This window comes from Reyranella sp. GW821-FHT12G01, assembly GCF_058806575.1.
Genome location: NZ_JBXAPV010000002.1, coordinates 450,544 through 474,265, shown reverse-complemented (window position 1 = coordinate 474,265; position 23,722 = coordinate 450,544). Strand labels below are relative to the sequence as shown.

Genomic DNA, 23,722 nt, shown 5'->3' with positions numbered 1-23,722 from the left:
CGGCAGGAGGCCTCCTATGTACCGTATGTTCGTTTCAATCATTGTCATCTTGTGGGCAATGGGCGCTTGGGCGCAGTCGCCGCAGCTTGCGAACCCGGCCTCGGTCAACTGTGCGCAGCAGGGTGGCACCCTGAACATCGAGCGGCGGCCCGATGGCGGCCAGTTCGGGGTCTGTGTCTTCACGGACAATTACCAATGCGAGGAGTGGGCGCTGCTTCGCGGCGAATGCCCCAAGAACGGGCTGCGGGTAACGGGCTACGTCACCGCGGCGGGCCGCTACTGCGCCATCACCGGCGGACGCTATTCCGTGGTGTCGGCGCCCGGCGCAACGCCGGAGCGGGGGAACTGTGCCTTTCCGAACGGCAAGTCCTGCGACGCCGACGCCTACTATGCGGGCGCCTGCTCGGTCCGATAAGTCAGGCCAGCACGTGCAGCAGCGCAGATTTCAGGTCGTCGAGACTGTAGGGCTTGTGCAGCACCTGCGTGCCGGCGAGGCCGGGCGGCAGCACCGAGACGCCATAGCCCGTCGCGAAGAGGAAGGGCACGCCGCGATCCTTCAGGGCCTCGGCCACCGGGAAGCTCTTCTGGCCGGCGAGGTTGATGTCGAGGACAGCCACGTCGCAGGCGACTGTGCGCGCGGTGGCGACTGCCTCGTCGAGCCGCGCACAGGAGGCCGCCACCTCGTGGCCCAGCTCGCACAGCATGTCCTCGAGCTGCATCGAGACCAGGGCTTCGTCTTCGACAACGAGGATGCGACGCCGGATCGGGTTGAGGCTCATGCCGCAATTCTAGCGCAACGCCGCCGCCGCGGCGACCGTTGAGGCCTCACCATGCGCATCCAGGTCGTGCACTGCCATCCCCTCGAAGACAGCTTCAATCATGCGCTGTTCCTGACGGCCCTGGAGACGTTGCAGAAGAACGGTCACGACGTTGTCGCGACCGACCTGTATCGGGAGGGCTTCCAGCCGGCGATGACCGAGACCGAACGTCGGACCTACATGGGCAACGGCTACGATGATTCGGGTGTCGCTTCCTATGTCGAGACCCTGAAGAGCGTCGACGGGATCGTCTTCTGCTTTCCACACTGGTGGTTCTCGATGCCGGCGGTGCTCAAGGGATATGTCGATCGCGTCTGGGGGCCGCGCACCGCCTTCGTCTATGACGCGAAGGACAATCACCTCGAGCCGAACCTGCGGAACATCCGGTTGTTCGGCGTCGTGACGACCTTCGGCTCGCCCTGGTGGGTGGTGCGGCTGTTCGCCGGCGATCCGGGCCGCAAGGTCATGATGCGCGGGCTGAAGCCGATGTGCGCCAAGGGCGTATCGAGCTTCTGGCTGGCGCACTACGACATGGATCATTCCACGCCGAAGTCGCGCGAAGCCTATCTCGAAAAAGTAAAGGCGCGGCTCGCCACCATCCGGTGACGGCCGCGCCTCTGCGAGAGCCGCTTTAGCGGGTGGGCGTCGTGTAGGTCGTGGTCGTCGTGGTCGCAGCCGGCGTGTACGGGTCGGACGAGACGGTCGTGGTGCGCTGGGTGGTGGTGGCCGGGGCCTCTACGACGCGCTCGGTGCGAACGGAACAAGCGGCGACGCTGGCACCAACGAGGACAACGAGAACGATGGACTTGATCATGGACCTCTCCTGTATCTGCAATTGATGGCCGCCAACGGGGCCGGGGGACGGCCGGTTGCGGTCGCGGCCGGGCCATCGCTGTGCGGTGGTGATGCGTTGCAGATCGGCCACACTCACCGCTAGGCTGCCGTCATGACCTCCGACAAAAGCCCAGATTTCGACGCGATCATCATCGGTGCCGGCATGTCCGGCCTGTTCCAGCTTCATCGCCTGCGCGAATTGGGGCTGAAGGTGCGGGTGTTCGAATCGGGCAGCGGCGTGGGCGGCACCTGGTACTGGAACCGCTATCCCGGCGCGCGCTTCGATTCGGAGAGCTATTCTTATGGCTATTCCTTTTCCAAGGAACTGCTGGAGGAGTGGGACTGGACCGAGCATTTCTCGCCCCAGCCCGAGACCTTGCGCTATCTCAACAAGGTCGCCGACAAGTTCGACCTGCGCCGCGACATCCAGTTTCACAGCAAGGTCACGGCGGCGCACTGGAACGAGGCGGGCCGGAGCTGGCAGGTGACGCTGGAGGACGGCAGCCGCCACACCGCGCGCTTCCTGATCACCGCGATCGGGCCGCTGTCGGCCTTCACCATGCCGCGCATCGAGGGCGTCGACAGCTTCAAGGGCCAGAGCTGTCACACCGCGCGCTGGCCGCACGAGCCGGTGAGCTTCGAGGGCAAGCGCATCGCCGTGATCGGCACCGGCGCCACCGGCGTGCAGACCATCCAGGAAGTCGCGAAGACCGCGAAGCAGCTCACCGTGTTTCAGCGCACGCCCAACTGGTGCGCGCCGCTGCACAACGGGAAGATCGAGGCCGACGAGATGGCGGCGATCCGCGCCGACTATCCCGAGATCTTCCGGCGCTGCCAGGAGACCTTCGCCTGCTTCCTGCACACCGCCGATCCGCGCGGCACCTTCGACGTGACGCCGGAGGAGCGCGAGGCCTTCTTCGAGAAGCTCTACGGCGAGCGCGGCTTCGGCATCTGGGTCGGCAACTTCAACGACATCCTGACCAACAAGGACGCCAACGCGCTGATCTCCGACTTCGTCGCGCGCAAGATCAGGAGCCGGGTGAAGGATCCCGTCGTCGCCGAGAAGCTCATCCCGAAGAACCATGGCTTCGGCACTCGTCGCGTACCGCTCGAGACGCGATACTTCGAGGTCTACAATCAGCCCAACGTCGAGCTGGTCGACATTAAGGAGACGCCGATCGAGCGCATAACGCCGACCGGCATCAAGACCAGCGCGCGCGACTACGACTTCGACATGATCATCTACGCCACCGGCTTCGACGCCCTGACCGGCGCGTTCGACCGCATCGACTTCCGCGGCGTCGATGGCCGCAAGTTGAAGGACGAATGGGCGGAAGGCGCAGAGACCTTCGTCGGCATGTCGGTCGAGGGCTTCCCCAACATGCTGATGCTGCTGGGGCCGCACACGGCACTGGGCAACATCCCGCGCAGCATCGAATACAATGTCGAATGGGTGACCGACCTGCTGCGCTTCATGCGCGACAAGGGCCTGACCCGCATCGATGCAAGACCCGAAGGTGTGAAGGGGTGGATGCAGACGGTGCAGGAAGCGTCGGTCGGATTGCTGTCCAACGACGTGAATTCGTGGTTCACCGGCATCAACACCAACGTCGAGGGCAAGCAGACGCGGCGCATCTCGCGCTACAGCGGCAGCGCCCCGGCCTATCGCGCTCGCTGCGACGAGGTCGCAGCGCAGGACTATCGCGAGATGGATCTCAGGTAGCTACCGGCCGAACCAGCCGGCGACCGTCGCTCGCACGCGGGGAGAGGTGAAGGGCAGCGCCAACCACGCCAGGAGCAGGAACTCCAGGTGCATGTCCGGCCGCAGGAACGGGATCAGGCCGAGCCCGATGAGGCCCATCACCAGATGACGGTGCATCCTCTGGCCGGGCCACCAGGGAGCAAGTGCCCGCTTGGCCTGATCGACATCTTCCTTGTCCATCGCGAACTCCCCTCGCGCGAAGTTGGCATTTAAGCCGGTCCGCGCCTAGCCCTCCAGGGCCACAAGGCCAGCGCACCCGCGATCGTGCCGCCATAGACGATCGGGCCGAGGGCGATCGCGGTGAACACGCCATCGAGGCCCCAGCCCAGTCCCTCGACGGCGAGCCAGCCGCTGGAGACCGTCACGACCATGCGCGCGACACCCGCCCAGAACGGCACGGACATGCGGCCCGAGCCCTGGCTCGCGAAGTAAAGCGTCAGGCCCAATCCGAACAGGCAGAAGAAGGGCGCGACACGGACCAGATAGGCGGCACTGGCGGTGATGACCTGAAAGTCCTCGGTGAAGAGCCGCGACCAGCTTTCCGGCAGCAACGCCGCCGTCCAGCCGACGAGACCGAACAGGCCGAACGAGATCACGCCGCCGATCCACGCCACCCTGACGGCGCGCTTCCAGTCACCCGCACCCGAGGCCACGCCGACCAGTGTGGTGAGACCTGTGCCGATCCCGAAGGCGAGCGGCGCCAGCATGAACTCCAGGCGCACGCCGATGCCGTAGCCGGCGAGGGCGGCCGCTCCGAAGCGCCCAACCAGCCCGGTCATCGCGAGCGCCGTGACATTGGAGATGATCGTCGCGAAGGAACCGACGAGCCCGACCCGAAGGATCTCCCCGAACAGTCGCCCCTCGAGGCGGATGCCGGACAGGTTTGGCACGAACCCCAGCCGGCCGTCCCACAAGGCCCGCGCCAGCAGCATCATCGAACCGGTCGTGACGAGGATCGAGGCGATGGCCGGGCCGACGATACCGAGCCCCGGCCAATCGCCGAGACCAAGCGCCAGCACGAAGGCCAGCGGCACGTAGACCACGGAGGTGACGGTCAGGATGCGCGCCGGTGTGGCGGCATCGCCGGCGCCGCGCAGCAGGGCCGACAGGAAGGCGCTGAGCCATATGATGATCGCGCCGCTGTACCAGACATTGCTGAAGGCGAGCGCCTGCTCCAGCGCATTCCCGCTGCCGCCCAGCAGGCGGTAGAGCGCGGCCGCCGCGGTCCAGGCAAGCACGGTGAAGAGAAGACCGCAGATCGCGGCGAGGACCAGCGCATGGACGACGAGTGCGCGTGCATCCTCGCGGCGGCCAGCGCCCAGGGCGCGGGCGAGTGCCGAGGCCACGGCGCCGCCCATGCCGCCATTGGCGTTGTTCATCATCAGCGCCATGACCGGGAAGGCCAGCGCGATCGCCGCCAGCGAATCGGTGCCCAGTCGCGCGATGATCCAGACATCGGCCATCGCCACGAGGATCTGCAGGGCCATGACCGCGGTTGTCGGGCCGGCGAGACGCAGGAGGGCCGGCCCTATGGGCGCGGTGAGCAGGGGATGGGACAAGAGGGAGGACTCCGGAAGCAGCGCGCGGGCACGGCTTTGCCGTGCCAACTCCCGTCGCGGGACGGGAGAACGATCGATCGTTGGGGTTAGCGCTGATCCAAGTGCGTGTTCCTCGAAGCGAACGGCAATGTGACGGTCAACTCGCTGGATGGCAAGGCCGCACCACGGTGCAGAAGGGCCGGCTTGACCGTTCTTCGATCCGCTTCCTAGCCTCGTTGCATAAAGAAGTGGGAAGGAAACGTCGGATGATGCTGTCGAGACGCGCCGCGGGCGCGGGTCTCCTGTCTGCCGTCGCCTCGAGCGCCATTGTATCGCGTGCGCAGGCGCAGGCCTATCCCTCGAAACCGATCCGCATCATCGTGCCGTCGGGCCCCGGAGGCATCACCGACATCGTGGCCCGCATCGTCGGCGCCCGCCTGTCCGAGCGCGTCGGCCAGCCTGTCATGATCGACAATCGCGCGGGTGCGAGCGGCATCATCGGGACCGAGGTCGCGGTTCGTGCCGCACCGGACGGCTACACGCTGCTGATGGTCTATCCCAGCCATCCGGTGAACCCGACGCTGAAGAAGCAGCTTCCCTACGACACGCTGCGCGACCTCACCGGCGTCACCACGCTGACCACCGTGTCGCTGGTGCTGCTGGTGCCGCCGTCGCTGCCGGTGAAGAACGTGAAGGAGCTGATCGAGCTCGCGAAGAAGGAGCGCGTGACCTTCGCCTCGGTGGGCGCCGGCAGCCTCGCGCATCTCGGCGCCGAGCTGTTCCGCTCCAAGGCCGGCATCGAGATGACGCAGGTTCCCTATCGCAGCGCACCGGCGGCGCAGCAGGCGCTGATGAGTGGCGAGGTCATGGTGTTTTTCGACACGCCGATCACCGCCGTGCCGCTGGTGAAGGATGGCCGGCTGCGCGCGCTGGGTGTCAGCACGCTCACGCGATCGCCGTTGCTGCCCGACGTGCCCACGATCGCCGAGGCAGGCGTGCCGGGTTACGAGGTGCTGGGCTGGAACGGCATCCTCGTGCCGTCGGCCACGCCGTCTCCGATCGTGCAGAAGTTGAACGGCGAACTGCGCGCCATCCTGGCCGAGCCGGAGGTGCGCGCGAAGCTCGAGCAGCAGGGCGCCGAGCCCGCGCCGATGGAGGTGGCGGCCTTCGACCGGCTGATCCGCGACGACGTCAATAAATGGGGCGATCTGATTCGCGCCGCCGGCATCCAGCCCGAGTAGGAGCGACCGATGCCGCGCGCAAAGATTACCCCCGATCTCGACATGCACTATCGCGACGAGTGTTTCGCCGATTCATGGTCGCAGCCCGAGGCCATGCTGCTGCTGCACGGAAACGCCGAGAGCGGGGAGGCATGGAACGGCTTGATGCCGATCCTCGGCCGCCGCTTCCGCGTGGTGCGGCCCGACATGCGCGGCTTCGGCCAGTCCTCGCCGATGGCGCTCGACTACAAATGGTCGGTCGACCGTCTCATCAACGATTTCATCGCGCTGGCCGATTCGCTGGGCCTCGCATCGTTCCATATCGGCGCGGCCAAGGTGGCCTGTCCGCTCGCCCTGCGCCTGGCGGCGCGCCATCCCGGCCGCGTGCGCTCGCTCGCCGTGCTGGGTGGCATCGTCTCGGGAGAGGTCTCGGTCGGTCCGCGCGCCGCCTCCTGGCTCGAACATATCGAGCAGAAGGGCGTCGAGAGCTGGGCGCGCTGGACCATGCCCGGCCGGCTCGGCAGCAAGTGCGAGCCGGCGATGATGGAAGGGTGGGTAAAGCTGATGGGCAAGACCTCGTTGTCGACCCAGCTCGGCTTCATCCGCTCGGTGCCCGCGATCGACGTGCGGGCCGACCTGCCGTCGATCAAGTGTCCCACCCTGGTGGTGACGACCGACGGCAGCGGCCTCGGATCGGTCGAGGCCGTGCGCGGTTGGCAGCAGATGATCCCGAGTTCCGAGTTCATGGTGGTGCCGGGCGATTCGTATCATGTGGCGGCGACCCATCCGGAAGTCTGTGCCCAATCGATGCTGGATTTCATCGACCGGCGCGTCTGAGCGCCCACAAGGAGGACGGCCATGCAGCAAGTCGCCACCGGTTACGGCCTGATCGAAGGTCCCGTCTGGGATCCCGCCCATGGTCTTTATTTCAGCGACGTGCTGAACGGCGGCGTCTTCCTGTTCGATCGTGCGGGCAAGGTCTCGCAGGTGGTGCCGAAGCGGCGCGGCATCGGCGGCATGGCGCTGCATGAGAAGGGCGGTCTCGTCGTGGGCGGCCGCGACATCGCACATGTCTCGTTCGAGGGAGGTGCGCCGAAGACCTTGCTGGCGCTGGACGCGATTCCCGGCGCCACCGGCTTCAACGATCTCACGACCGATCAGGCGGGCCGCGTCTATGCCGGCTCGCTCGCCTACAAGGTGTTCGGTGGCGAGACCCCGAAGCCCGGCTTCCTGCACGTCATCGATCTCGATGGCTCGATGCGCACCCTGTCGGACGGGATCTTGCTGACCAACGGGCTGGGCTTCTCGCCTGACGGCAAGCGCCTCTATCACAGCGATGCGCGGGCCGGGATCGTGCGCGTGTACGACGCCACGCCGGACGGCGGCGTCGGTCCGTGGCGCCAGTTCGCCTCGATGGGCGAGGGGCGTGTGCCCGATGGGCTGAAGGTGGCGAGCGACGGCTCGGTCTGGGTGGCCGACGCCCATGGCGGCAGGGTCGCGGTGTTCAATGCCGATGGCACGCATCGCAAGGACATCGCGGTGCCGTTGCCGATGGTGACCAGCGTCTGTTTCGGGGGCGACGATCTGCGCGATCTCTACGTCGTCACCGGCTCGCGCGGCGGCCCCAGCGAGAATTGTGGCAGCATCTTCCACATGCAGGTCGACGTGCCGGGCCTTGCGCCACCGCCGGCGCGCGTGCGCCTATAAGTCTCAGAATTTTGACTGCAGCAATGCTGAAAGGAACGAGGAGATAACAACAGGATGGTGTAAAATGGCGGTCCGCCAGCTTTGATCGATAGCCGGCTCACGGGGGATTGAGATCGTGAACGCACTTCGCTCGCTCGCTTTGGCAGTGTCCATCACCGTTTCGCTGACCCTTGGCCTCGGCACCGCCGTGCAGGCCCAGGCGCCGGCCACGCCGCCCGCCGGCATGTCGCAGCAGCAGTTCGATTCGCTGGTCGATGCGATCAGCAACTCCGTGACCGAGAAGCTAAAGACCGAAGGCGTCGGCACGCCCGCCGCCGCGCCGAAGCCGGCTCCGGCGCCCGCACCGGCTGCTTCCGATTCGAAGTCGAAGGCCAAGGCGCCGCCGCCGCCCAAGATCGTCCATGTCGAGCCGCGAACGGCGCCCGATCCGTTCGTCGCTTTCATCAACGGCACCGTGCGGGTCGTCGGTGCGCTGCCGGTCCTCGGCACTCAGCTCTCGCTCATTCCGAATCTGCTCGACCAGCGTGCCGAAGGCGGGCGGGGGACGTCGGCCTTCCTGCTGCTGCTCTGCGTGGTGGGCATCGTTGCCGTAATCGCCGAGGCGACCCTGCGACTGCTGCTGCATCGGCTGCGCGCACGGCTCGCGGCCAATGCCGGCCCGGAAGGCGGCTTGCGCTCGATCGGCTATATCGTGGGCCTTGCCGTGCTCGACGGGCTGGGCGTGCTGGCCGTCTGGCTGATCTGCAATGCTGCCACCGGCGCATGGTTCACCGGTGCGACAGGGCAGGACAAGCTGGCCGCCGCCGTGCTGGCCGGCATCGTCTCCTGGCGTATCTACGTCCTGCTGTTCCGCATCGTGCTGCAGCCGGAACTGCCGAACGCGCGTCTCTGCGCGGCGGGAAACCACGAGGCCAAGACCTTCTATCTGCGGATCTCGGCGGTGATGCTGATTATCGTCCTGATGCGCATCCTGGGTCAGGTCCTGATGGCCATGCGCACGCCGCCGGATGCCGTCGCCAGCTTCCAGGTGATCGGCGCGCTGGTCTATCTGGTGGTCTTCCTGTGGCTGGCCTTCCGGTCCCGCCTCGCTGCACAGCAATGGTTCGGCGGGCTGGGCAGGATCGCACCGCTGATCGGCGGCGTCGGCCGCAAGTGGATCCCCGTGGCGCCACTGTTCTTCGCGGCGTTGGGCATCACACTGATCTACGGCGCCGTCTCGGGCCAGATGTTCGTCGGCTCTGCGATGATCCTGACGCTGAACCTCGTGGTCGGCGTCCTGATCTTCGAGACGCTGATGCAGGCCGTCGTGCGCCGTCTCGACTCGCAGCTCGAAGGCAAGACGCCGGCCGGCAACACGCCCAAGCTGCCCGACGTCGTCGCCCGCTGTATTCGCGTGGCTGTCCTGATCGCCGTGGCCGTGGTGATTGCCGAAAGCTGGGTCGTCGAGGTCCTCGGCTTGGTGAACGTCGACGAGTGGGAGCAGCTCACGCGCTCCTCACGCACCGCCGGCGTGACGCTGTTCGTGGCCTATGTCGTCTGGGAAATCGTCAAGTACCTGACCGAGCCCTACATGAAGCCGAAGACCAAGGACGCCGCGCAGGCGATCGCCGATGGCGATGCGAATGCGCCGCCGGCCTCGCGTCTCAGCACCATGATGCCGCTGATGCGCGGCACCGCCGCGGCGATCATCCTCCTGGTCGCGATCATGATCGCGCTGCAGGATTTCGGCATCAACATCACGCCGCTGATCGCCGGCGCCTCGGTGTTCGGTATCGCCATCTCCTTCGGCAGCCAGACGCTGGTGAAGGACATCGTCTCGGGCCTGTTCTACCTCTCCGACGACGCCTTCCGCGTCGGCGAGTACATCGACTGCGGCAAGGCCAAGGGCACGGTCGAGGGCTTCACCCTGCGCTCGATCAAGCTGCGTCACCAGAACGGGCAGGTGCACACCATCCCGTTCGGCCAGCTCGGCCAGATCACCAACTTCAGCCGTGACTGGATCACCGTGAAGTTCAACCTGCGCTTCGCCCGCGACACCGACGTCGAGAAGCTGCGCAAGGCGTCCAAGAAGATCGGCGCCGAGATGATGGAGATGCCGGCCATTGCCGACCAGATCCTGGCGCCCTTCAAGATGCAGGGCGTGGCCGACATCGCCGGCAACGCCATCGTGGTGCGCTTCAAGTTCACCGCCCGCCCGGGCAACCCGTCGGCGATCCAGCGCGAGGCGCTGAAGCGGATGTTCAGTACTTTCCCGGCGATGGGCTTCGAGTTCGCCCAGGAGGGGGCCAACGTCGTGCTCCATACCGGTCCTGCCTCGCACGAGGAGGCTGCAGCGCCGCCCCCTGCGGCGACGCCGGACGCCCCGGCGGCCCCGCCGCCCTCAAGCGTCCCAGTGGCCGCCAGCTAGCGCCACATTTTCGTCATTGCAGACGGGTTGCAACGGGCAGCCCGTTTGGTGCAAATGCGCCTCCCGACCTTCTGGAGGAGCCGCCTTGATGACGACCGAAGCGCATTCCGAGACCGCCCGCGACCCGCGCAGCCTGCGGCCGATCCCGCGCTTCATCTTCGCGTCGCGGTGGCTGCAGCTTCCGCTCTATATCGGCCTGATCGTGGCGCAGGTCGTCTACGTCTTCCTGTTCCTGAAAGAACTGCTCCACCTGGTCATGGAGAGCGGCAGCGTCACCGAGCAGCAGGCCATGCTGATCGTGCTGGGTCTGATCGACGTGGTGATGATCTCCAACCTGCTGCTCATGGTGATCGTCGGCGGCTACGAGACCTTCGTGTCGCGCATGCAGTTGAACCGCCATCCCGACCAGCCGGAATGGCTGAGCCACGTCAATGCGAGCGTGCTGAAGATCAAGCTCGCCATGGCGATCATCGGCATCTCCTCGATTCACCTGCTCAGGACGTTCATCGAGGCCGGTTCGCTCGGCAGGCCGAACGCCACCTACACCGAGTCCGCCATCATGTGGCAATGCATCATCCACGGCCTGTTCATCCTGTCGGCCGTCGGCATCGCGATCGTCGACCGCATCTCGCAACCGCCGGGCAATCATCACTAGGAGATCACTGACGGTTGCGTCAGCGACGCTCGCATTTCCGCGGGTTCGATCAATCAACCGCTGACCGTTCGGGAAACAAAGAGTAGGGTCGCCCGCCGCTACCAGAGCGGGTGGCACGAGATAGTCCGGCAATTTTAACGGTACGGTAGATGACGGAACGTCAGGCGGGATCGATACGCGCGTCGAGGGTTTGCTGAGATGCGCGATCTCGTCATCGGCATGATTGCCGTCGTCGTCGTGATCGTCGGCATTTTCTTCCTGGCGGCCGTCATGCAGCGCGGCCAGTACCAGCCGCCTTCCGAGGGGCCCTACCTGCCGGATTGTGCCCTCGGCAAATCCTCCGCCGATCCGCGCGCCTGCGACCCGAAGTAATGACGGACAGGCTGTTACTTCGGGCGGGGCTCTCGTAGCCCGGCGTCCGCCGCTGCGAGCTTGCCGCGGCGTTTCAGCTTCACCGCTTCGAGCAGGGTGCGCGCGGCATTGCGCGTCTCCTCCTGGAAGGCCCGGTCCGCATCCAGGGCGACGTGATTGTCCGCATAGGTTTCGTAGTACCCGATGTAACGGTCGATCGCCGCCTGGTGACCCGCCCCGATCAGCCCCATGTCGCCCAGCCAGTCCGTGAGCGAGCGGCGCAGCACCTCCGTGCCGGCGCTGTCGCCGTGCACGACGAGCGAGAAGAGGCGCCCCTCGAGATGGCGGGGAAAATCCCAACCCCTGCGCTCGATGGCTTTGGCTTTGTCGGGGTCCTTGCCGCCGGTCGATGTCGGGTCGGGGTTGCCGCCGTCGGCGCAGACCAGGCGGTCGATCATCGCTTTCAATACGGTCGGCACCTGGTACCAGTGGACCGGCGTCACGATCATGATGCCATGCGCGGCCACCCACATCGGATAGATCTCGGCCATCCAGTCGTTGATCTGGTCGGCGGAATGGTTGGGGTAGCAGGAACAGGGCCAGTGGCAGAGGGGCATGGCGGTCGAGACGCAGGCCTTGCAGGGGTGGATGTGGAGGCTGCGTTCGGCGGTGAGGCGGCTGAGGTCGAGGATCTCGACGTCGACGCCGCGCGCTTCCTCGAAGACTTTCTGAGCGATCTTGACGAGGCGCCAGGTCTTGGAGACTTCACCGGGACAGGTCTGATCGCTGCGCGGGGAGCCGTTGATCAGCAGGATCCGAGGCTTCGCGCCGGGCATCTTGTGGCGGCGCTCGGCACGGCGGATGGCGTCGCGCGCGGCCAGCCATTCCACCGAAAGCTCATAGTCGGGATCGGCGAACCCGGCGCCAGCCCGGCGGGTGAGGGGCGACTTGCGGCTGTCGCGATAGGCCTCCCAGGCGACGGCGAGAATCTGGTCGATATCGTTCGCCAGCGGGCCGAAGGCGGGGTCGTAGTAGCGTTGCCGCAGCCGCCGCCCGAACTCCGCCTTGTCGAGCGTGGTGCTCGGCGAGCCTTTGCGCGCCTTGGTCCTGGCCATCGATTTCCTCCCCGGGGCGTGGGTTAACGCCCGCCGGGCCGCGAGGTTCACATCGCCGGGGGAGAAGTCGCTGCCTCACTGCGTATGGTGAATTAGTAGCCGGCACGGACGCCCTCGCGGGCGTCCCAAGACCGGCAGGAGATCATCAGCGCCATCAGCCGTCGCCAGTGCGCGCTTTTCTTTGGGGACCTGAATGGCGGCCACATCCCGTCGACTAACGCTGCGCTATTGGCTGGAGCAGCTTCATCTCTGGATCGGCCTGATCCTGCTGCTGCCGCTCGTGATGATGGGCATCACCGGCGCCGTGCTGGTCTATGCGCACGATATCGAACACTGGCTGGGCGAGGGCGAGCCCACGGTCACGACCGTCGGCGACTGGCGGTCGCCCGGTGAATTGATCGAGGCCGCCAAGGCCGCGGCCAAGGAGCCCGGCCGTGTGCCGATGGCCGTCCGCTGGCCGGGCGAAGTCGGCGAACCCGCCGCCGTGCGCCTGTCGCGCCCCGGTATGGCCAATGCCGCGCCTCAGGGTGGCCGAGGTGGCGGCCAACAATCGGGGAACCAGCCATCGGGTAACCAGCAAGGTGGACCGGCTCCCCAGACCGGTCCGCAGGGCTCTGCGCCGGGAGGCCAGGCCGGTCAGGCCCGTCCGCCGGCGCAGAGCCCGTTTGCCGGCAGCGTCCAGATCCTGATCGATCCGGTCTCGCTGCAGGTGCTGGGCAACCAGCAGGGCATGACGGGTTGGGTGCGTTTCTTCCATGACCTGCACGGTCATCTGTTCATCCCGGGCGGCCTCGGCCGCGAACTCGTGGGATGGCTGGGCGTGGCGCTGCTCGTGCTGGGCTGTTCCGGCCTTTATCTGTGGTGGCCCAAGCCCGGCCAGTGGAAGGCCGCCTTCCAGGTGCGCCGCAAGGCGAAGGGCTTGCGCTTCCATCGCGAACTGCACGGCGCCGTCGGCATCTGGTCGCTGGTGATCTTCATGCTGGTGAACTTCACCGGCGTCTATCTCGCCTTCCCGCAGACGATCTCCGCGGCGGTCAACGCCGTCTGGCCCGGTCGCGATGTGCGTGCCGCGGTCTTCCAGGCGAAGATCGAGCCGATGCGCGGGACGGCGCCCATGGGTGTCGACGAGGCCGTGGCGCTCGCTCTGTCGCGCGTGCCCGATGCGCGGTTCTTCAACGCCAACCTGTCTATGCGTCCGGATCAGCCGCTGCGCATCGGCCTGGTGCGCGAGGCCTATAGCGACGGCGCGCCGGTCATCACGGTGATCGTCGATCAATACCGTCGCAGCATCGTCGATGTGTTCGATCCGAAAACAATGTCGTTCGGCGAGAGCGTGATCGCCTGGCAGCGCGCGCTGCATTACGGCAGCGGCCTCGGCAGCGTCTATCGCCTGCTGGTGTTCGTCGCCGGCATCGTGATCCCGATCTTCGCCATCACCGGTTTCTACATGTGGTGGATCAAGCGTCGGAATCGCAAGGCGAGCGAACGCGCACGGCAGGCCATCCTCGCGCAAGCCGCGAGTACGGGCGATTGAGGCTTCCGATCACTTCGGTGCGGCGGCGTAGCGTTCCGTGACCTTGGGCGTGCGGGTCGTGCCGTCGTAACAGACGATCTCGACCTCGTGCGCCATGTTGCCCTTGCCGTCGGACTTGTAGGTCGTGACGAGGCCCTTGTAGCTGTCGCGGGAAAGCGCCCCGCGCATCGAGATCGGCGTGATCGCCTGGCTGGACTTCGCGAGGTCGCTAGCGGCCTTGGCGATCATCTGGATCGCGTCGTACTGGGCGGCGGCATAGGCGTCGGGCTCGGCCTTGAAGGCTTTGCGATAGGCCTCGGCGAACTCCTTCATCGGCCCGTCCACGGCCGAGGCGGGCGAGGCCGCCGTCTCGGCGCACACGCCTTTCAGTTCGGCAGGCTCCAGCAGGGCGGCGGTCGAGGGCTGATGCATCGCGACACTCGCCACGATCGGCAGGCCGGGCAGGGCCTTGCGGATCTCGCGCACGACCATCGCCGTGGACGAGGCGCGGAGATGAAGCACGACCGCATCGGCATTGGCCGCCTTCACGCGGGCCATCAGCGCCGCCACGTCCTTGGCGTCGGGAGCGACGCCCTCTTCGAGAACGGGCTTGGTCTTGAGGTTGGCGAAGGTCTTCGCGAGTTCGTCCCGCGCCGCCTCGCCGTCGACCGTGGCCTGATAGATCACCACCGGGCGCTTGGCGCCGAGCTTCTCCACGACGTAGCGGGCGTGGGCGACCTTGGCGACGGCGTCGCTCGGCAGGAATCGGAAGAAGTAAGGGTTGCCGGCTTCCGACAGCTTCGGATTGCTGGACAGGGTCAGCAGCGGCACGCCGACGCTTTGCGCCAGCGGCATCACCGCCAGCATCTGGGGGCCGAGCAATGGCCCGACCACGGCGGGCGGCAATGGCCGTCGCACGGCGCGTTCCCAGACGGCGACGGCGCCTTCGGGCGAGGTCGCGGCGTCGAGCACACGCGATTCGATCCGCACGTCGCGGATCGTTCGCTCGGCCAGGTTGGTGCCGTTCTTCTGGCTCGTGCCCTCGATGGACGCGAAGCCGGTGACCGGCGCAAGCACGGGAAGCGGCACAGAGGTCTTCTGTGCCGCCGCCGGCGTTGCGAGGAGTGCGAGGGAGAGGGCTCCGATTACTGCGCCGCGCCGCCTGCCCATGGAGACATAACCTCGTTCATGCCGGTCAGCTCGCCGGTCTTCGGATCGCGCACGATGCAGGACGGGTTGGCGAAGCCCAGCGGCGAGACCGGATTGTCGACCTCGACCATCGGCAGCTTGGCCGCGATCGCCTTCTTTACGTCGTCGGGCAGGTCGCGGTTCACCCGGATCGGACCGACGCCGGAAACGTCGACTCTCGGCTGATGGAAAGCGGCTTCCACGTCCATGCCACGGTCGATCATCATCAGCGAGAGCTGCGAGACCGCCGGTACGATGCGACGTCCGCCCGAGGCGCCGATGCAGAACCACGGCTTGCCGTCCTTCACGACGACGACCGGGCAGATGTTGCAAAGCGGCTTCTTGCCCGGCGCGATCGAGTTCGGGCGGTTGGGCTCGGGATCGAACCACAGCATGCCGTTGTTCATGGTGATGCCGGTCTTGGGCAGCATCACGCAGGAGCCGAACAGGCTCATGAGGGTCTGGGTCAGCGCCACCATGTTGCCTTCGGAGTCGGCGGCGCAGAAATGCGTGGTGCAGGTATCCGTCGGCTTGTCGCCCAGCGTCTTCAGGCGCTCGTCGTAGGCCTTGTGCATGCCCTCGGCGATGGCGGCGAAGAAGTCGGCGCCGGGCGCGCCCTTGCCCTTGGTGGCGGCGCCGGCCAGCTCGATGGCGCGGCGCAGGGTCGGACCGGCGGTCAGGCCGCCCGCGACGTTGATGGTGACGCCGTTATGCTCGAAGGCGAGGGGATCGACGATCTTCGCCTCGTAGCTCGCGAGATCCTCGTAGGAGATCTTGGAGCCGCCGGCCTGCAGGTCGGCGGCAATGTCGCGCGCCAGGCTGCCTTCGTAGTATTCGCGCGGGCCGCCCTCGGCCAGGCGCCGCATCGTCTCGCCGAGATTGCCGAGCTTGATGTAGCGGCGGGTGCCGGCCCAGTCATTGGCCGGGACACGGCCGTCGTCGCACAGATAGTTGGCCTTGGACGCCGGGAACTTCTCCAGATGCTTCGCGCCGTTGGCGATCATCACCTGCATGTACCAGTCGAGCTCCATGCCGCGCTGGGCGATCTCGACACCGGGCTGCAGCACGTCCTTCCACTTCAGCGAGCCGAAGCGCTCCAGCGCCTTGGCGAGACCGGCGACCATGCCGGGCACCGCGATCGAGTGGTAGCCGACCTCGTTGCGCTGCTCCTTGATGTCGGGCCAGGCGAAGGGATTGGCCGGGCCGGGGCCGACGATCTCGTAGACCGACGGATCGAGCTTCTTGGCCGAGACGGGACCGTAGTCGACCGTCCAGGCGCGGCCTTCCTTGGCGCTCCAGATCGTCATGAAGCCGACGCCGCCGATGCCGCTCATCCACGGCTCGAGCGCACCGATGGCCATGCCGGTCGCGACCGCCGCGTCGATGGCGTTGCCGCCCTTGCGCAGGATCGAGGCGCCGACCTCGGCTGCCTTCGCGTTCTGGGCGACCACGACGCCCCTGCCGCGAACTGCATTCTTGGTGAATTTCAATTGCCGTGTCAGCGACTCGCTCATCAATGCTCCTCAAATGGTAAGGGGACTGTAGCGGGGCCTCTTTTGGCCACAAAGCCTGTTAAACTGCAGGGCGGACTGGCAGAGAGATCGTGGGCGTGGCTGAACTGAACCAGATCGACCTGCAGGCTCTTGCCAGGGGCGACAAACGCACATGGGATGCGTTCGTTATCGCTGCTGCGCCGCTGATCAATGCAGTCGTGCGCCGTGCCCTCAGCTCCTACCGTCTGAGCGAGGACGACGTCATGGACGCCGCCCAGGACGTGTTCGTCCGGCTGTGCGCCCAGGATTTCAGGCTGTTGAAAACTTACGACCCGGCCCGCGCGGGGCTGCCGACCTGGCTGTCGGTGGTCTCGCGGTCCTGCGCCATCGACCATGTGCGCCGCCGCCGCCAGGCGACCGAGGCGCTCGACGACGTGCCCGAGGCCTTCCTCGGCGTCGAGGACCGCCATGTCGAGAAATTGAAGATTCCCGAGGGACTTTTGACCGCCCGGCAGGTCCTGATCCTGAAATACCTCTACGACGAGGAGCGGGACGTCACGGAAGTTGCACAGTTGCTGTCGGTGGATGCCCAAACCATCCGCAGCACCCATCACAAGGCTTTGCAGAGGCTGCGTGCGCATTTCCGCGAGGAGGACCCCACCGGTGGGGGATGAATCGCGGTGTTTTGGCGTACTATGAGCAGGAGCGATCAATGACCATCGAGCGGACCCCTAGGAGCGACAAGGAGCTGTGGCGAAGCCTCGCCAGCCAGCCCCCCGTTGCGCCTGACTCCGCGCCTGCCGGAGTTGGCGCCGAGGTGAGCGAGATGGATCTCGCCGCCTGGCTCGAAGGCCGCCTGTCCGAAGAGGCGGCCGCCCCGGTCGAGATGGCGATCGCCGCGGACCCGGCGCTGCGCCGCGCGGCGATCGAGCTCGCGGATATCCTCGGAAAACCTTTGCCGGCCGCACCCGAGCGGATGGTGGTTCGTGCCCGCGCGCTGGTCGGCTTCGACGCCGAGCGCAAAGCACCGGCCGGCGGCCTGTTTGCCTGGTTGTCGGGCGCTGCGTTGTTCAGCGGCCCGCGTCATGCATTGCAGCAGGGCGTGATGGCGGCGGCAGCGCTCGTGATCGCGACCGGCGGCTTCGTGGTCGGGGGCGGTCTGGGTGAATCGCTCGCCCAGCAGCGCGAAGGCTACTCGACCGTCGACACCGCCAACGTCACGACAGTTTCCGCGACGACATCGAACGAGGTCAGCGAGTTCTTCGCCGGCGACGGGATCTGACATGAACTCGCGCCTGTTGCAGATACTTCTCGGCCTCTCGCTGCTGCTGAACACCTTCGTCCTGGTGGGCTTCGTCTATCGCAGCTGGATCGCGCCGCCGTTCGAAATGCACCGGCCGCCGCCGCCACGAGGCCAGCCCGGCCAACCTGGACAGCCGGGCGGTCCTCGCTTCAATCCCGTCGAGATGGTAGCGCACGATCTCGATCTCGATCCCGAACAGCGCAAGGTGCTGCAAGGGCTGTTCGATCAATATGCAAAGGCGCGTCGCGGCCGGCTGCAGGAAATCCAGCAGTTGCGCGAGCAGACGGGCGTTGAAATACGCCGCATGCCGCCCGACATGACGAAAATCGACACGCTGGTCGACCAGGTAAGTCTGCTTCGCGCCGAGCAGCAGAAGGAGACGCTGCGGACGTTCACGCAACTCGAGCCGAGCTTGCGTCCCGAACAGCGCGAACGCCTGCAGAAGCTGCTTGTCGAGCGAGTCATCGCGCCGTCATCGGCACCTCGTCCGCCGGCTGGGGGGCCGCCGCGTCCGCCACAATAGGAGGCCTGTCATGAGTACACGCCTTGGTCGTCGCGGCTTCATGGAAGGGGCCGCTGTCTTCTCCGCCGGTCTTTCCACCAACCTGTGGTCCGCGCTGCCGGCCCGCGCCGCCTCGGCGATGGGCTTCGACACGGCGCGTCACCTTCTGTCCCGCACGTCCTTCGGCGTGACGCCGGCCGAAATCCGCGCTCTCGAATCGCTCGACTATGCGGTCGCGGTCGACCGGCTGCTCGCCAATGCCCGCGCCGAGGCGATCACGCCGGGACCGGAATGGCTCGGTATGGGCCCGGCCGAGCTGCAGCGCCGCCAGCAGGCAGCCGAAGCCGAGCGCAAGAAAGGTGTCGACGGCAAGAATCTCACGGTCGTCCGGCCGGTGGGAGAGCAGGGGCGCGAACTCCGGAACTGGTGGGTCGAGGAGATGCTCGTCACCGACCAGCCGCTGGTCGAGCGCATGACCCTGTTCTGGCACGGCCATTTCACCTCCTCGCTGATGAAGGTGCGCTACCCCGGTTCGCTCTACCGGCAGAACGCCCTGTTCAGGCGCGAGGCGCTGGGCAACTACGCGACCCTGCTGAGGGCGGTGGCGCGCGATCCCGCGATGCTGATCTATCTCGACGGCAGGGGCTCGGTCGCCCGCCAGCCCAACGAGAATTTCGCCCGCGAGCTTTTAGAGCTCTTCACCCTCGGCGAAGGCCATTACAGCGAAGCCGACATCAAGGCGGCGGCGCGGGCCTTCACCGGCTGGAGCGTCGATCGCGAGTCGGGGCAGTTCATCGAACGTGCCGCCCAGCATGACGACGGCCAGAAGACCTTCCTGGGCAAGAGCGGCCGTTTCGGCGGCGACGAGATCCTGACGATCCTGCTCGCCCAGCCGCGCACCGCCGAATTGATCGTCGAGAAGCTGTGGCGCGAGTTCGTGTCGCTGAAGCCCGATCCCACCGAGGTGACGCGTCTTGCCGCCGTGTTCCGCCAGGGCGGTTATGAGATCAAGCCGCTGATGCGGGCGATGTTCCTGTCGCCGGCCTTCCGTGATCCCGCCAACCGTGGCGCTCTGATCAAGTCGCCAGTCGACCTGATCGTGGGCACCGTGCATGTGCTCGGCCTGCCGGTGCCGGAGAAGACGGGACTGGTCCGCATGCTCCAGGGCCTCGGCCAGACGCCATTCGATCCGCCGAACGTGAAGGGCTGGGCCGGCGGCGAGAGCTGGATCTCTACCTACACCCTGCTGCTGCGCCAGCAGTTCCTGCGCCGCATGATCGAGGCGAGCACCGTGGCGCCGATGGAGAGCGGCATGCGCATGGCGGGCGGTCCCAACCGGCGCGCCGATCGCCGCGAACAGCTTCCCGCCGCCGACGCGAGCACCACGCAGATGATGGAACCGCCGCGTCCCGTCGAGGGCCGCAGCCTGCGCAACGCGGGCAGCGAGGCCCGCCTCGGCTCGACGCTGACGGGCGTGGACAGTGCCGTGCTGCTGCGCACCTTGCTGCCACGCCAGCCGGTCGACGGCGTGGATGCGAGCGGGACCGCGGGCGCCGTCGTGGCGGCGGCGCTGCTCGATACGTCCTACCAACTGAAGTGAGGAGAGGGCGATGGGCCGTATTCTCCTGCTGGTCGAACTGAAGGGCGGCAACGACGGGCTGAACACGCTCGTGCCCTATGCCGATCCGAAGTATCGCGAACTGCGTGCAGGCATCGGCGTTCCGCGCGAGCGGGTCGTGCAGCTCGACGAGAGGGTCGGCCTGCACGAGAAGCTCGCGCCGCTGATGGAGTCGTGGAAGGCGGGAGACCTCGCGATCCTGCAGGGCGTCGGCTATCCCTATCCCAACCGCTCGCACTTCCGCTCGATCGAGATCTGGGACACCGCCTCGGCCTCGTCCCAGACGTTGAGCGAGGGCTGGGTCGCGCAGGCGTTCAACGGCACCAAGATTGCCAAGGGCGCCGGGGTCGACTGCATCGTCGCCGACACCAATGCGTTGCCCTCGACCGGGCCGTCGCTGCGCACCATTGTGATGCAGGACGCCGAGAATTTCCTGCGTCAGGCCAATGCCATCGGCGGCGCCTCCGCGATGGGGGATGGCGGCAATCCCGCGCTGCATCACCTGCTGGCAGTACGGCAGGAGATCAACGCGGCGGCCGCCGGCCTGCGCGACAGACTGCGCGCCGCACCGGCGCCGGCCGAAGCCTACGGGCAGGAATATCTGCTGGGCCGCCAGCTCGACGTCGCGACGCGCGTCCTTTCCGCCAGGGTGCCGGTGGTGGCGATCAAGGTGGCGCTGGGTGGCTTCGACACGCACGCCAACCAGGCGCCGACACACGAGCGGCTGCTGTCGTTCCTCGCGACGAACCTCGCGATTCTGCGCAAGAACCTGATCGTGGCCGATCTCTGGAAGGACGTGGTCGTGATGACCTATTCGGAGTTCGGCCGGCGCGCCAAGCAGAATGCCAGCGGCGGCACCGACCATGGCACCTCGGCGCCGCACTTCGTCATGGGCGGCGGCGTGAAGGGCGGCCTGCACGGTGCCTATCCGTCACTGTCGGATCTGCAGGACGGCGACCTCAAGTACACGGTCGACTTCCGCGCCGTCTTCGCGACGCTGGCCCAGGGATGCTGGGGCCAGCAGTGCGATTTCGGCCTGCGCCAACCGCAGAGGCTCGGCTTCCTCGCCTAGAGCGAAGAGGCCTAGTGGAGCGTGGCGGCGCGCTGCCCGAGGATCTCGTCGCGTACCGAGCCGCGATCGGCCTCGATGCGGATGAACCAGATGAGCAGCGCGGCGATGATCTTGATGACCACCGGAATGGCGATATAGACGAAGACCAGCGCCGAGGCGCTGTAGAGGCCCATCGACGGGTTGAAACCCAGCAGGGCGGCCACGGGCAGCGAGCCCGCCGCCCCGATCGCCGTCGCCAGCTTGGTCGAGAGCGCCCACAGGCCGAAATAGGCGCCGGTGTCGCCCTTGGTGTCCTTGCCCTCGTCGGAGTTGATGATGTCGGCCAGCACCGACGGCGGCAGTCCGTAGTCGGCGCCGATGCCCAGGCCCGTGATGATGGCGATCGGCATGAACCAGATGAAGTCGCCGGCGCCCAGGAAGACGGCGAGCGACATGGACGCCGCGGTCATGACCATGGCGATGAACCAGGCGGCGGTCTTGCTGAGACGGCGCGACAGCAACAGCCATAGCGGCACGCTGGCGGCGGCGGCGCCGAAATAGACCAGCAGGATGATGCCGGCCTGCAGCTTGTTCCCCTTCAGCACGTGCTCGACGTAGAACAGCATGACCGAGACGGCGACGCCCAGGGCCGCGCCGTTGACGATGAACACCAGCAGCAAACGACGGAAGAGCCGGTTCTTCAACGGCGCGAAGAACGGGATCAGGGTCTTGATGGTGAAGCTGCGCTCCATGTTCCGGGTCGGTCGGGCGAGCCACGGCATCATGCCGGTCAGCCAGTCGCGGAAATAACGGACATGGATTTCAGGGTTTTCGCGGACGACCGGCGGATGCACCGACGGCGGCGACCAGAGCAGCGTCGGCAGAGCGAACAGGACCGCGATGGGGATGAAGAACAGCCCCATGTAGACGTAGCCCGCATGGTCGCCGAACTGGGCAGTGAAATAGGTCGGCAGCACGACCGCGAGCGTCATGCCGATCAGGCCGAAGACCTCGCGGCCGACCGTGACCCTCGTTCGCTCGTTGTAGTCGTCGGTCAGCTCCGCGCCGTGGGCGTGGTAGCTGATCGAGACACCGGCATAGCCGAGATGGACGACGAACAGCGCGACGAACAGCCAGGTCGCCAGCAGCACCGGCTGCGTGAACAGCGACTGCGGCGGATGGAACAGCATGTAGAAGCCGCCGATCAGCAGCGGCAGCATGAGTGCCACGAAGGTGAGGCGGCCGCGCGGCCCCCGATGGGTGAACTTGTCGCTGATCAGGCCGATGACCGGGTCCTGGACGGCGTCGATCACGCGGGTGGTGATGAAGATCAGGCCCATGATGCCCAGCGGCACCTTGAGGATTTCACCGTAGAAGTGGCTGACGTTCAGAACCACCGGCAGAGCCGCCATGTTGAGCGGAAGCTGGTTGGTGGAATAGGCGACGAGACGGTCGAAGCTCAACCGTATGGACGAGGTCGAGCTGACCCTGGACTTGGGCGCATGCACGCGGATTTTGCCTTCCTGTTCGGCTCACCTTGGACCGGCGGCCTCTTGATTGCCGACAGTTATATATGCCTGAAGTGTGCCTGCAAAACGTCAGTGCGGCGCGTCGAGAAGCCTGCGGCACAATAGGCGAGGTAATACCGCCACATCCGCCGGAAACGCTCGTCGAAGCCCATGCGGCCGACCTGGTCGGACACCCGGTCGAACCGGCCGAGCCAGGTTTCTAGGGTCCGCGCATAGTCCAGTCCGAAACTGTAGAGCTCGGCCACCTTGAGCCCGGCCTGCTTGCACTGTTCCCGCAGGCTGGACGGGGACAGCAGCATGCCGCCGGGGAAGACATAGGTCTGGATGAAATCCGGGTGCTTGCGGTAGCGCTCGAAGAAGTCGTCGGCGATGACGATGGCCTGGACGAGGGCCGAGCCGCCGGGCACGACGTGCCGCTTCAGGGTCGCGAAGTAATCCGGCCAGAACCGCTCGCCCACAGCCTCGATCATCTCGATCGACACGATATGGTCGTAGCGGCCCTCGATATCGCGATAGTCGCGGAATTGCAGGTCGACCTGGTCGGAGAGGCCGGCCCGCTGCATGCGGGCGCGGGCATATTCGAGCTGCTCCTTCGAGATCGTCACACCAGTGACACGCATGCCGCGGCGGGCAGCGACCTCGGCGAAACCGCCCCAGCCACAGCCGATCTCCAGGATGGTGTCGCCCTGGCGGGCGCCGAGCTGGGTCAGGATGCGCTCGTACTTGGCGATCTGGGCGGCCTCGAGGGGCTTGCTCTCCTCGCCGTCGTAGAGCGCAGACGAGTAGGTCATCGAGGGATCGAGCCACAGGCCGTAGAACTCGTTGCCCAGGTCGTAGTGGGCGTGGATGTTCTTCTTCGAGCCTTCGCGCGTGTTCTCGTGCCGGCGGTGAAGGAACTTCAGCAGCAAGCCATGCAAGAAATTCGTCCGCGTGATCTTGCCGAGGGCCTTCTCGTTGGCGAGCAGCAGGCGGATGAGGCTCGGCAGGTCGGGCGAGTCGCAGAAGCCCTCCATGTAGCCTTCGGCGAAGCCGATATCGCCGTCGAGCAGGACGCGGCGGAAGAACCGCCAATCCTTGACGTCGATCTCGGCTTGCAGAAGTGAAGCTTCCACGCCGAA

General features: G+C 66.5%; 24 protein-coding genes. 15 read left to right on the top strand and 9 right to left on the bottom strand.

What is annotated here, in order from left to right; translation table 11 throughout:
• Positions 1-16 precede the first annotated feature (16 nt).
• Positions 17-415 carry a putative hemolysin gene (locus AC1RP5_RS21730; RefSeq protein WP_493114171.1) on the top strand — a complete coding sequence of 133 codons (399 nt, stop codon included), beginning with the start codon at positions 17-19 and terminating at the stop codon, positions 413-415.
• Between the two features lies 1 nt (position 416).
• Here the strand turns inward: AC1RP5_RS21730 and AC1RP5_RS21725 are convergent, their stop codons facing one another.
• Positions 417-779: a response regulator gene (locus tag AC1RP5_RS21725; RefSeq protein ID WP_493114169.1), complete on the bottom strand. Its 363-nt coding sequence runs from the start codon at positions 777-779 to the stop codon at positions 417-419.
• A 51-nt stretch (positions 780-830) separates the two neighbouring features.
• On the opposite strand from AC1RP5_RS21725, the gene AC1RP5_RS21720 reads away from it, so the two are divergent.
• Positions 831-1,424, top strand: a complete 594-nt coding sequence (locus tag AC1RP5_RS21720) for an NAD(P)H-dependent oxidoreductase (RefSeq protein ID WP_493114167.1) — start codon at positions 831-833, stop codon at positions 1,422-1,424.
• A gap of 25 nt (positions 1,425-1,449) precedes the next feature.
• Here AC1RP5_RS21720 and AC1RP5_RS21715 read toward each other — a convergent pair whose 3' ends face one another.
• Entirely contained in the window at positions 1,450-1,632 is a 183-nt protein-coding gene (locus AC1RP5_RS21715) for a hypothetical protein (protein ID WP_493114165.1), read from the bottom strand.
• 132 nt (positions 1,633-1,764) lie between these two features.
• Here AC1RP5_RS21715 and AC1RP5_RS21710 point away from each other — a divergent pair, with 132 nt between their 5' ends.
• The gene (locus tag AC1RP5_RS21710) at positions 1,765-3,375 is read left to right on the top strand and encodes a flavin-containing monooxygenase (RefSeq protein WP_493114163.1); all 1,611 of its coding nucleotides are present in this window, start codon (positions 1,765-1,767) and stop codon (positions 3,373-3,375) included.
• Here AC1RP5_RS21710 and AC1RP5_RS21705 read toward each other — a convergent pair whose 3' ends face one another.
• Positions 3,376-3,594 carry a hypothetical protein gene (locus AC1RP5_RS21705; protein WP_493114161.1) on the bottom strand — a complete coding sequence of 73 codons (219 nt, stop codon included), beginning with the start codon at positions 3,592-3,594 and terminating at the stop codon, positions 3,376-3,378.
• A 29-nt stretch (positions 3,595-3,623) separates the two neighbouring features.
• Entirely contained in the window at positions 3,624-4,973 is a 1,350-nt protein-coding gene (locus tag AC1RP5_RS21700) for an MATE family efflux transporter (RefSeq protein WP_493114159.1), read from the bottom strand.
• A 245-nt stretch (positions 4,974-5,218) separates the two neighbouring features.
• Between AC1RP5_RS21700 and AC1RP5_RS21695 the strand changes: the two genes are divergently transcribed.
• The 6 genes from AC1RP5_RS21695 (at position 5,219) to AC1RP5_RS21670 (ending at position 11,313) form a co-directional block, all read left to right on the top strand.
• On the top strand, positions 5,219-6,193 hold the full coding sequence (locus AC1RP5_RS21695; RefSeq protein ID WP_493114157.1) for a Bug family tripartite tricarboxylate transporter substrate binding protein: 975 nt from the start codon (positions 5,219-5,221) through the stop codon (positions 6,191-6,193).
• Positions 6,194-6,202: 9 nt separating this feature from the next.
• Positions 6,203-7,009: an alpha/beta fold hydrolase gene (locus AC1RP5_RS21690; RefSeq protein WP_493114155.1), complete on the top strand. Its 807-nt coding sequence runs from the start codon at positions 6,203-6,205 to the stop codon at positions 7,007-7,009.
• 21 nt (positions 7,010-7,030) lie between these two features.
• The gene (locus AC1RP5_RS21685; protein WP_493114153.1) at positions 7,031-7,879 is read left to right on the top strand and encodes an SMP-30/gluconolactonase/LRE family protein; all 849 of its coding nucleotides are present in this window, start codon (positions 7,031-7,033) and stop codon (positions 7,877-7,879) included.
• Between the two features lie 115 nt (positions 7,880-7,994).
• Positions 7,995-10,286, top strand: coding sequence for a mechanosensitive ion channel family protein (locus AC1RP5_RS21680; protein WP_493114151.1), 2,292 nt, complete (start codon positions 7,995-7,997; stop codon positions 10,284-10,286).
• Between the two features lie 88 nt (positions 10,287-10,374).
• Positions 10,375-10,941, top strand: coding sequence for a TIGR00645 family protein (locus tag AC1RP5_RS21675; RefSeq protein WP_493114149.1), 567 nt, complete (start codon positions 10,375-10,377; stop codon positions 10,939-10,941).
• A 198-nt stretch (positions 10,942-11,139) separates the two neighbouring features.
• Positions 11,140-11,313 carry a hypothetical protein gene (locus AC1RP5_RS21670; RefSeq protein ID WP_493114147.1) on the top strand — a complete coding sequence of 58 codons (174 nt, stop codon included), beginning with the start codon at positions 11,140-11,142 and terminating at the stop codon, positions 11,311-11,313.
• A gap of 14 nt (positions 11,314-11,327) precedes the next feature.
• On the opposite strand, the gene AC1RP5_RS21665 is transcribed toward AC1RP5_RS21670, so the two are convergent.
• Complete coding sequence (locus tag AC1RP5_RS21665; RefSeq protein ID WP_493114145.1) at positions 11,328-12,407, bottom strand: flavodoxin family protein; 1,080 nt, start codon at positions 12,405-12,407, stop codon at positions 11,328-11,330.
• A 193-nt stretch (positions 12,408-12,600) separates the two neighbouring features.
• On the opposite strand from AC1RP5_RS21665, the gene AC1RP5_RS21660 reads away from it, so the two are divergent.
• Positions 12,601-13,941, top strand: coding sequence for a PepSY-associated TM helix domain-containing protein (locus AC1RP5_RS21660; RefSeq protein ID WP_493114143.1), 1,341 nt, complete (start codon positions 12,601-12,603; stop codon positions 13,939-13,941).
• Positions 13,942-13,950: 9 nt separating this feature from the next.
• On the opposite strand, the gene AC1RP5_RS21655 is transcribed toward AC1RP5_RS21660, so the two are convergent.
• Both AC1RP5_RS21655 and AC1RP5_RS21650 read right to left on the bottom strand, forming a co-directional pair.
• On the bottom strand, positions 13,951-15,009 hold the full coding sequence (locus AC1RP5_RS21655; RefSeq protein WP_493114141.1) for an ABC transporter substrate-binding protein: 1,059 nt from the start codon (positions 15,007-15,009) through the stop codon (positions 13,951-13,953).
• Positions 15,010-15,065: 56 nt separating this feature from the next.
• The gene (locus AC1RP5_RS21650; protein WP_493114139.1) at positions 15,066-16,622 is read right to left on the bottom strand and encodes a gamma-glutamyltransferase family protein; all 1,557 of its coding nucleotides are present in this window, start codon (positions 16,620-16,622) and stop codon (positions 15,066-15,068) included.
• 95 nt (positions 16,623-16,717) lie between these two features.
• Between AC1RP5_RS21650 and AC1RP5_RS21645 the strand changes: the two genes are divergently transcribed.
• The 5 genes from AC1RP5_RS21645 to AC1RP5_RS21625 are packed head-to-tail and all read left to right on the top strand — an operon-like array spanning position 16,718 to position 21,096.
• Positions 16,718-17,275, top strand: coding sequence for an RNA polymerase sigma factor (locus tag AC1RP5_RS21645; protein ID WP_493114137.1), 558 nt, complete (start codon positions 16,718-16,720; stop codon positions 17,273-17,275).
• Between the two features lie 38 nt (positions 17,276-17,313).
• Positions 17,314-17,883 carry a hypothetical protein gene (locus tag AC1RP5_RS21640; RefSeq protein WP_493114135.1) on the top strand — a complete coding sequence of 190 codons (570 nt, stop codon included), beginning with the start codon at positions 17,314-17,316 and terminating at the stop codon, positions 17,881-17,883.
• Between the two features lies 1 nt (position 17,884).
• Positions 17,885-18,427, top strand: coding sequence for a Spy/CpxP family protein refolding chaperone (locus tag AC1RP5_RS21635; RefSeq protein WP_493114133.1), 543 nt, complete (start codon positions 17,885-17,887; stop codon positions 18,425-18,427).
• A 10-nt stretch (positions 18,428-18,437) separates the two neighbouring features.
• Complete coding sequence (locus tag AC1RP5_RS21630; protein WP_493114131.1) at positions 18,438-20,006, top strand: DUF1800 domain-containing protein; 1,569 nt, start codon at positions 18,438-18,440, stop codon at positions 20,004-20,006.
• Between the two features lie 10 nt (positions 20,007-20,016).
• Positions 20,017-21,096: a DUF1501 domain-containing protein gene (locus AC1RP5_RS21625; protein ID WP_493114129.1), complete on the top strand. Its 1,080-nt coding sequence runs from the start codon at positions 20,017-20,019 to the stop codon at positions 21,094-21,096.
• 11 nt (positions 21,097-21,107) lie between these two features.
• Here the strand turns inward: AC1RP5_RS21625 and AC1RP5_RS21620 are convergent, their stop codons facing one another.
• Positions 21,108-22,583, bottom strand: coding sequence for an MFS transporter (locus AC1RP5_RS21620; RefSeq protein WP_493114127.1), 1,476 nt, complete (start codon positions 22,581-22,583; stop codon positions 21,108-21,110).
• A gap of 59 nt (positions 22,584-22,642) precedes the next feature.
• Positions 22,643-23,716, bottom strand: coding sequence for a class I SAM-dependent methyltransferase (locus AC1RP5_RS21615; protein ID WP_493114126.1), 1,074 nt, complete (start codon positions 23,714-23,716; stop codon positions 22,643-22,645).
• Positions 23,717-23,722: the final 6 nt, after the last annotated feature.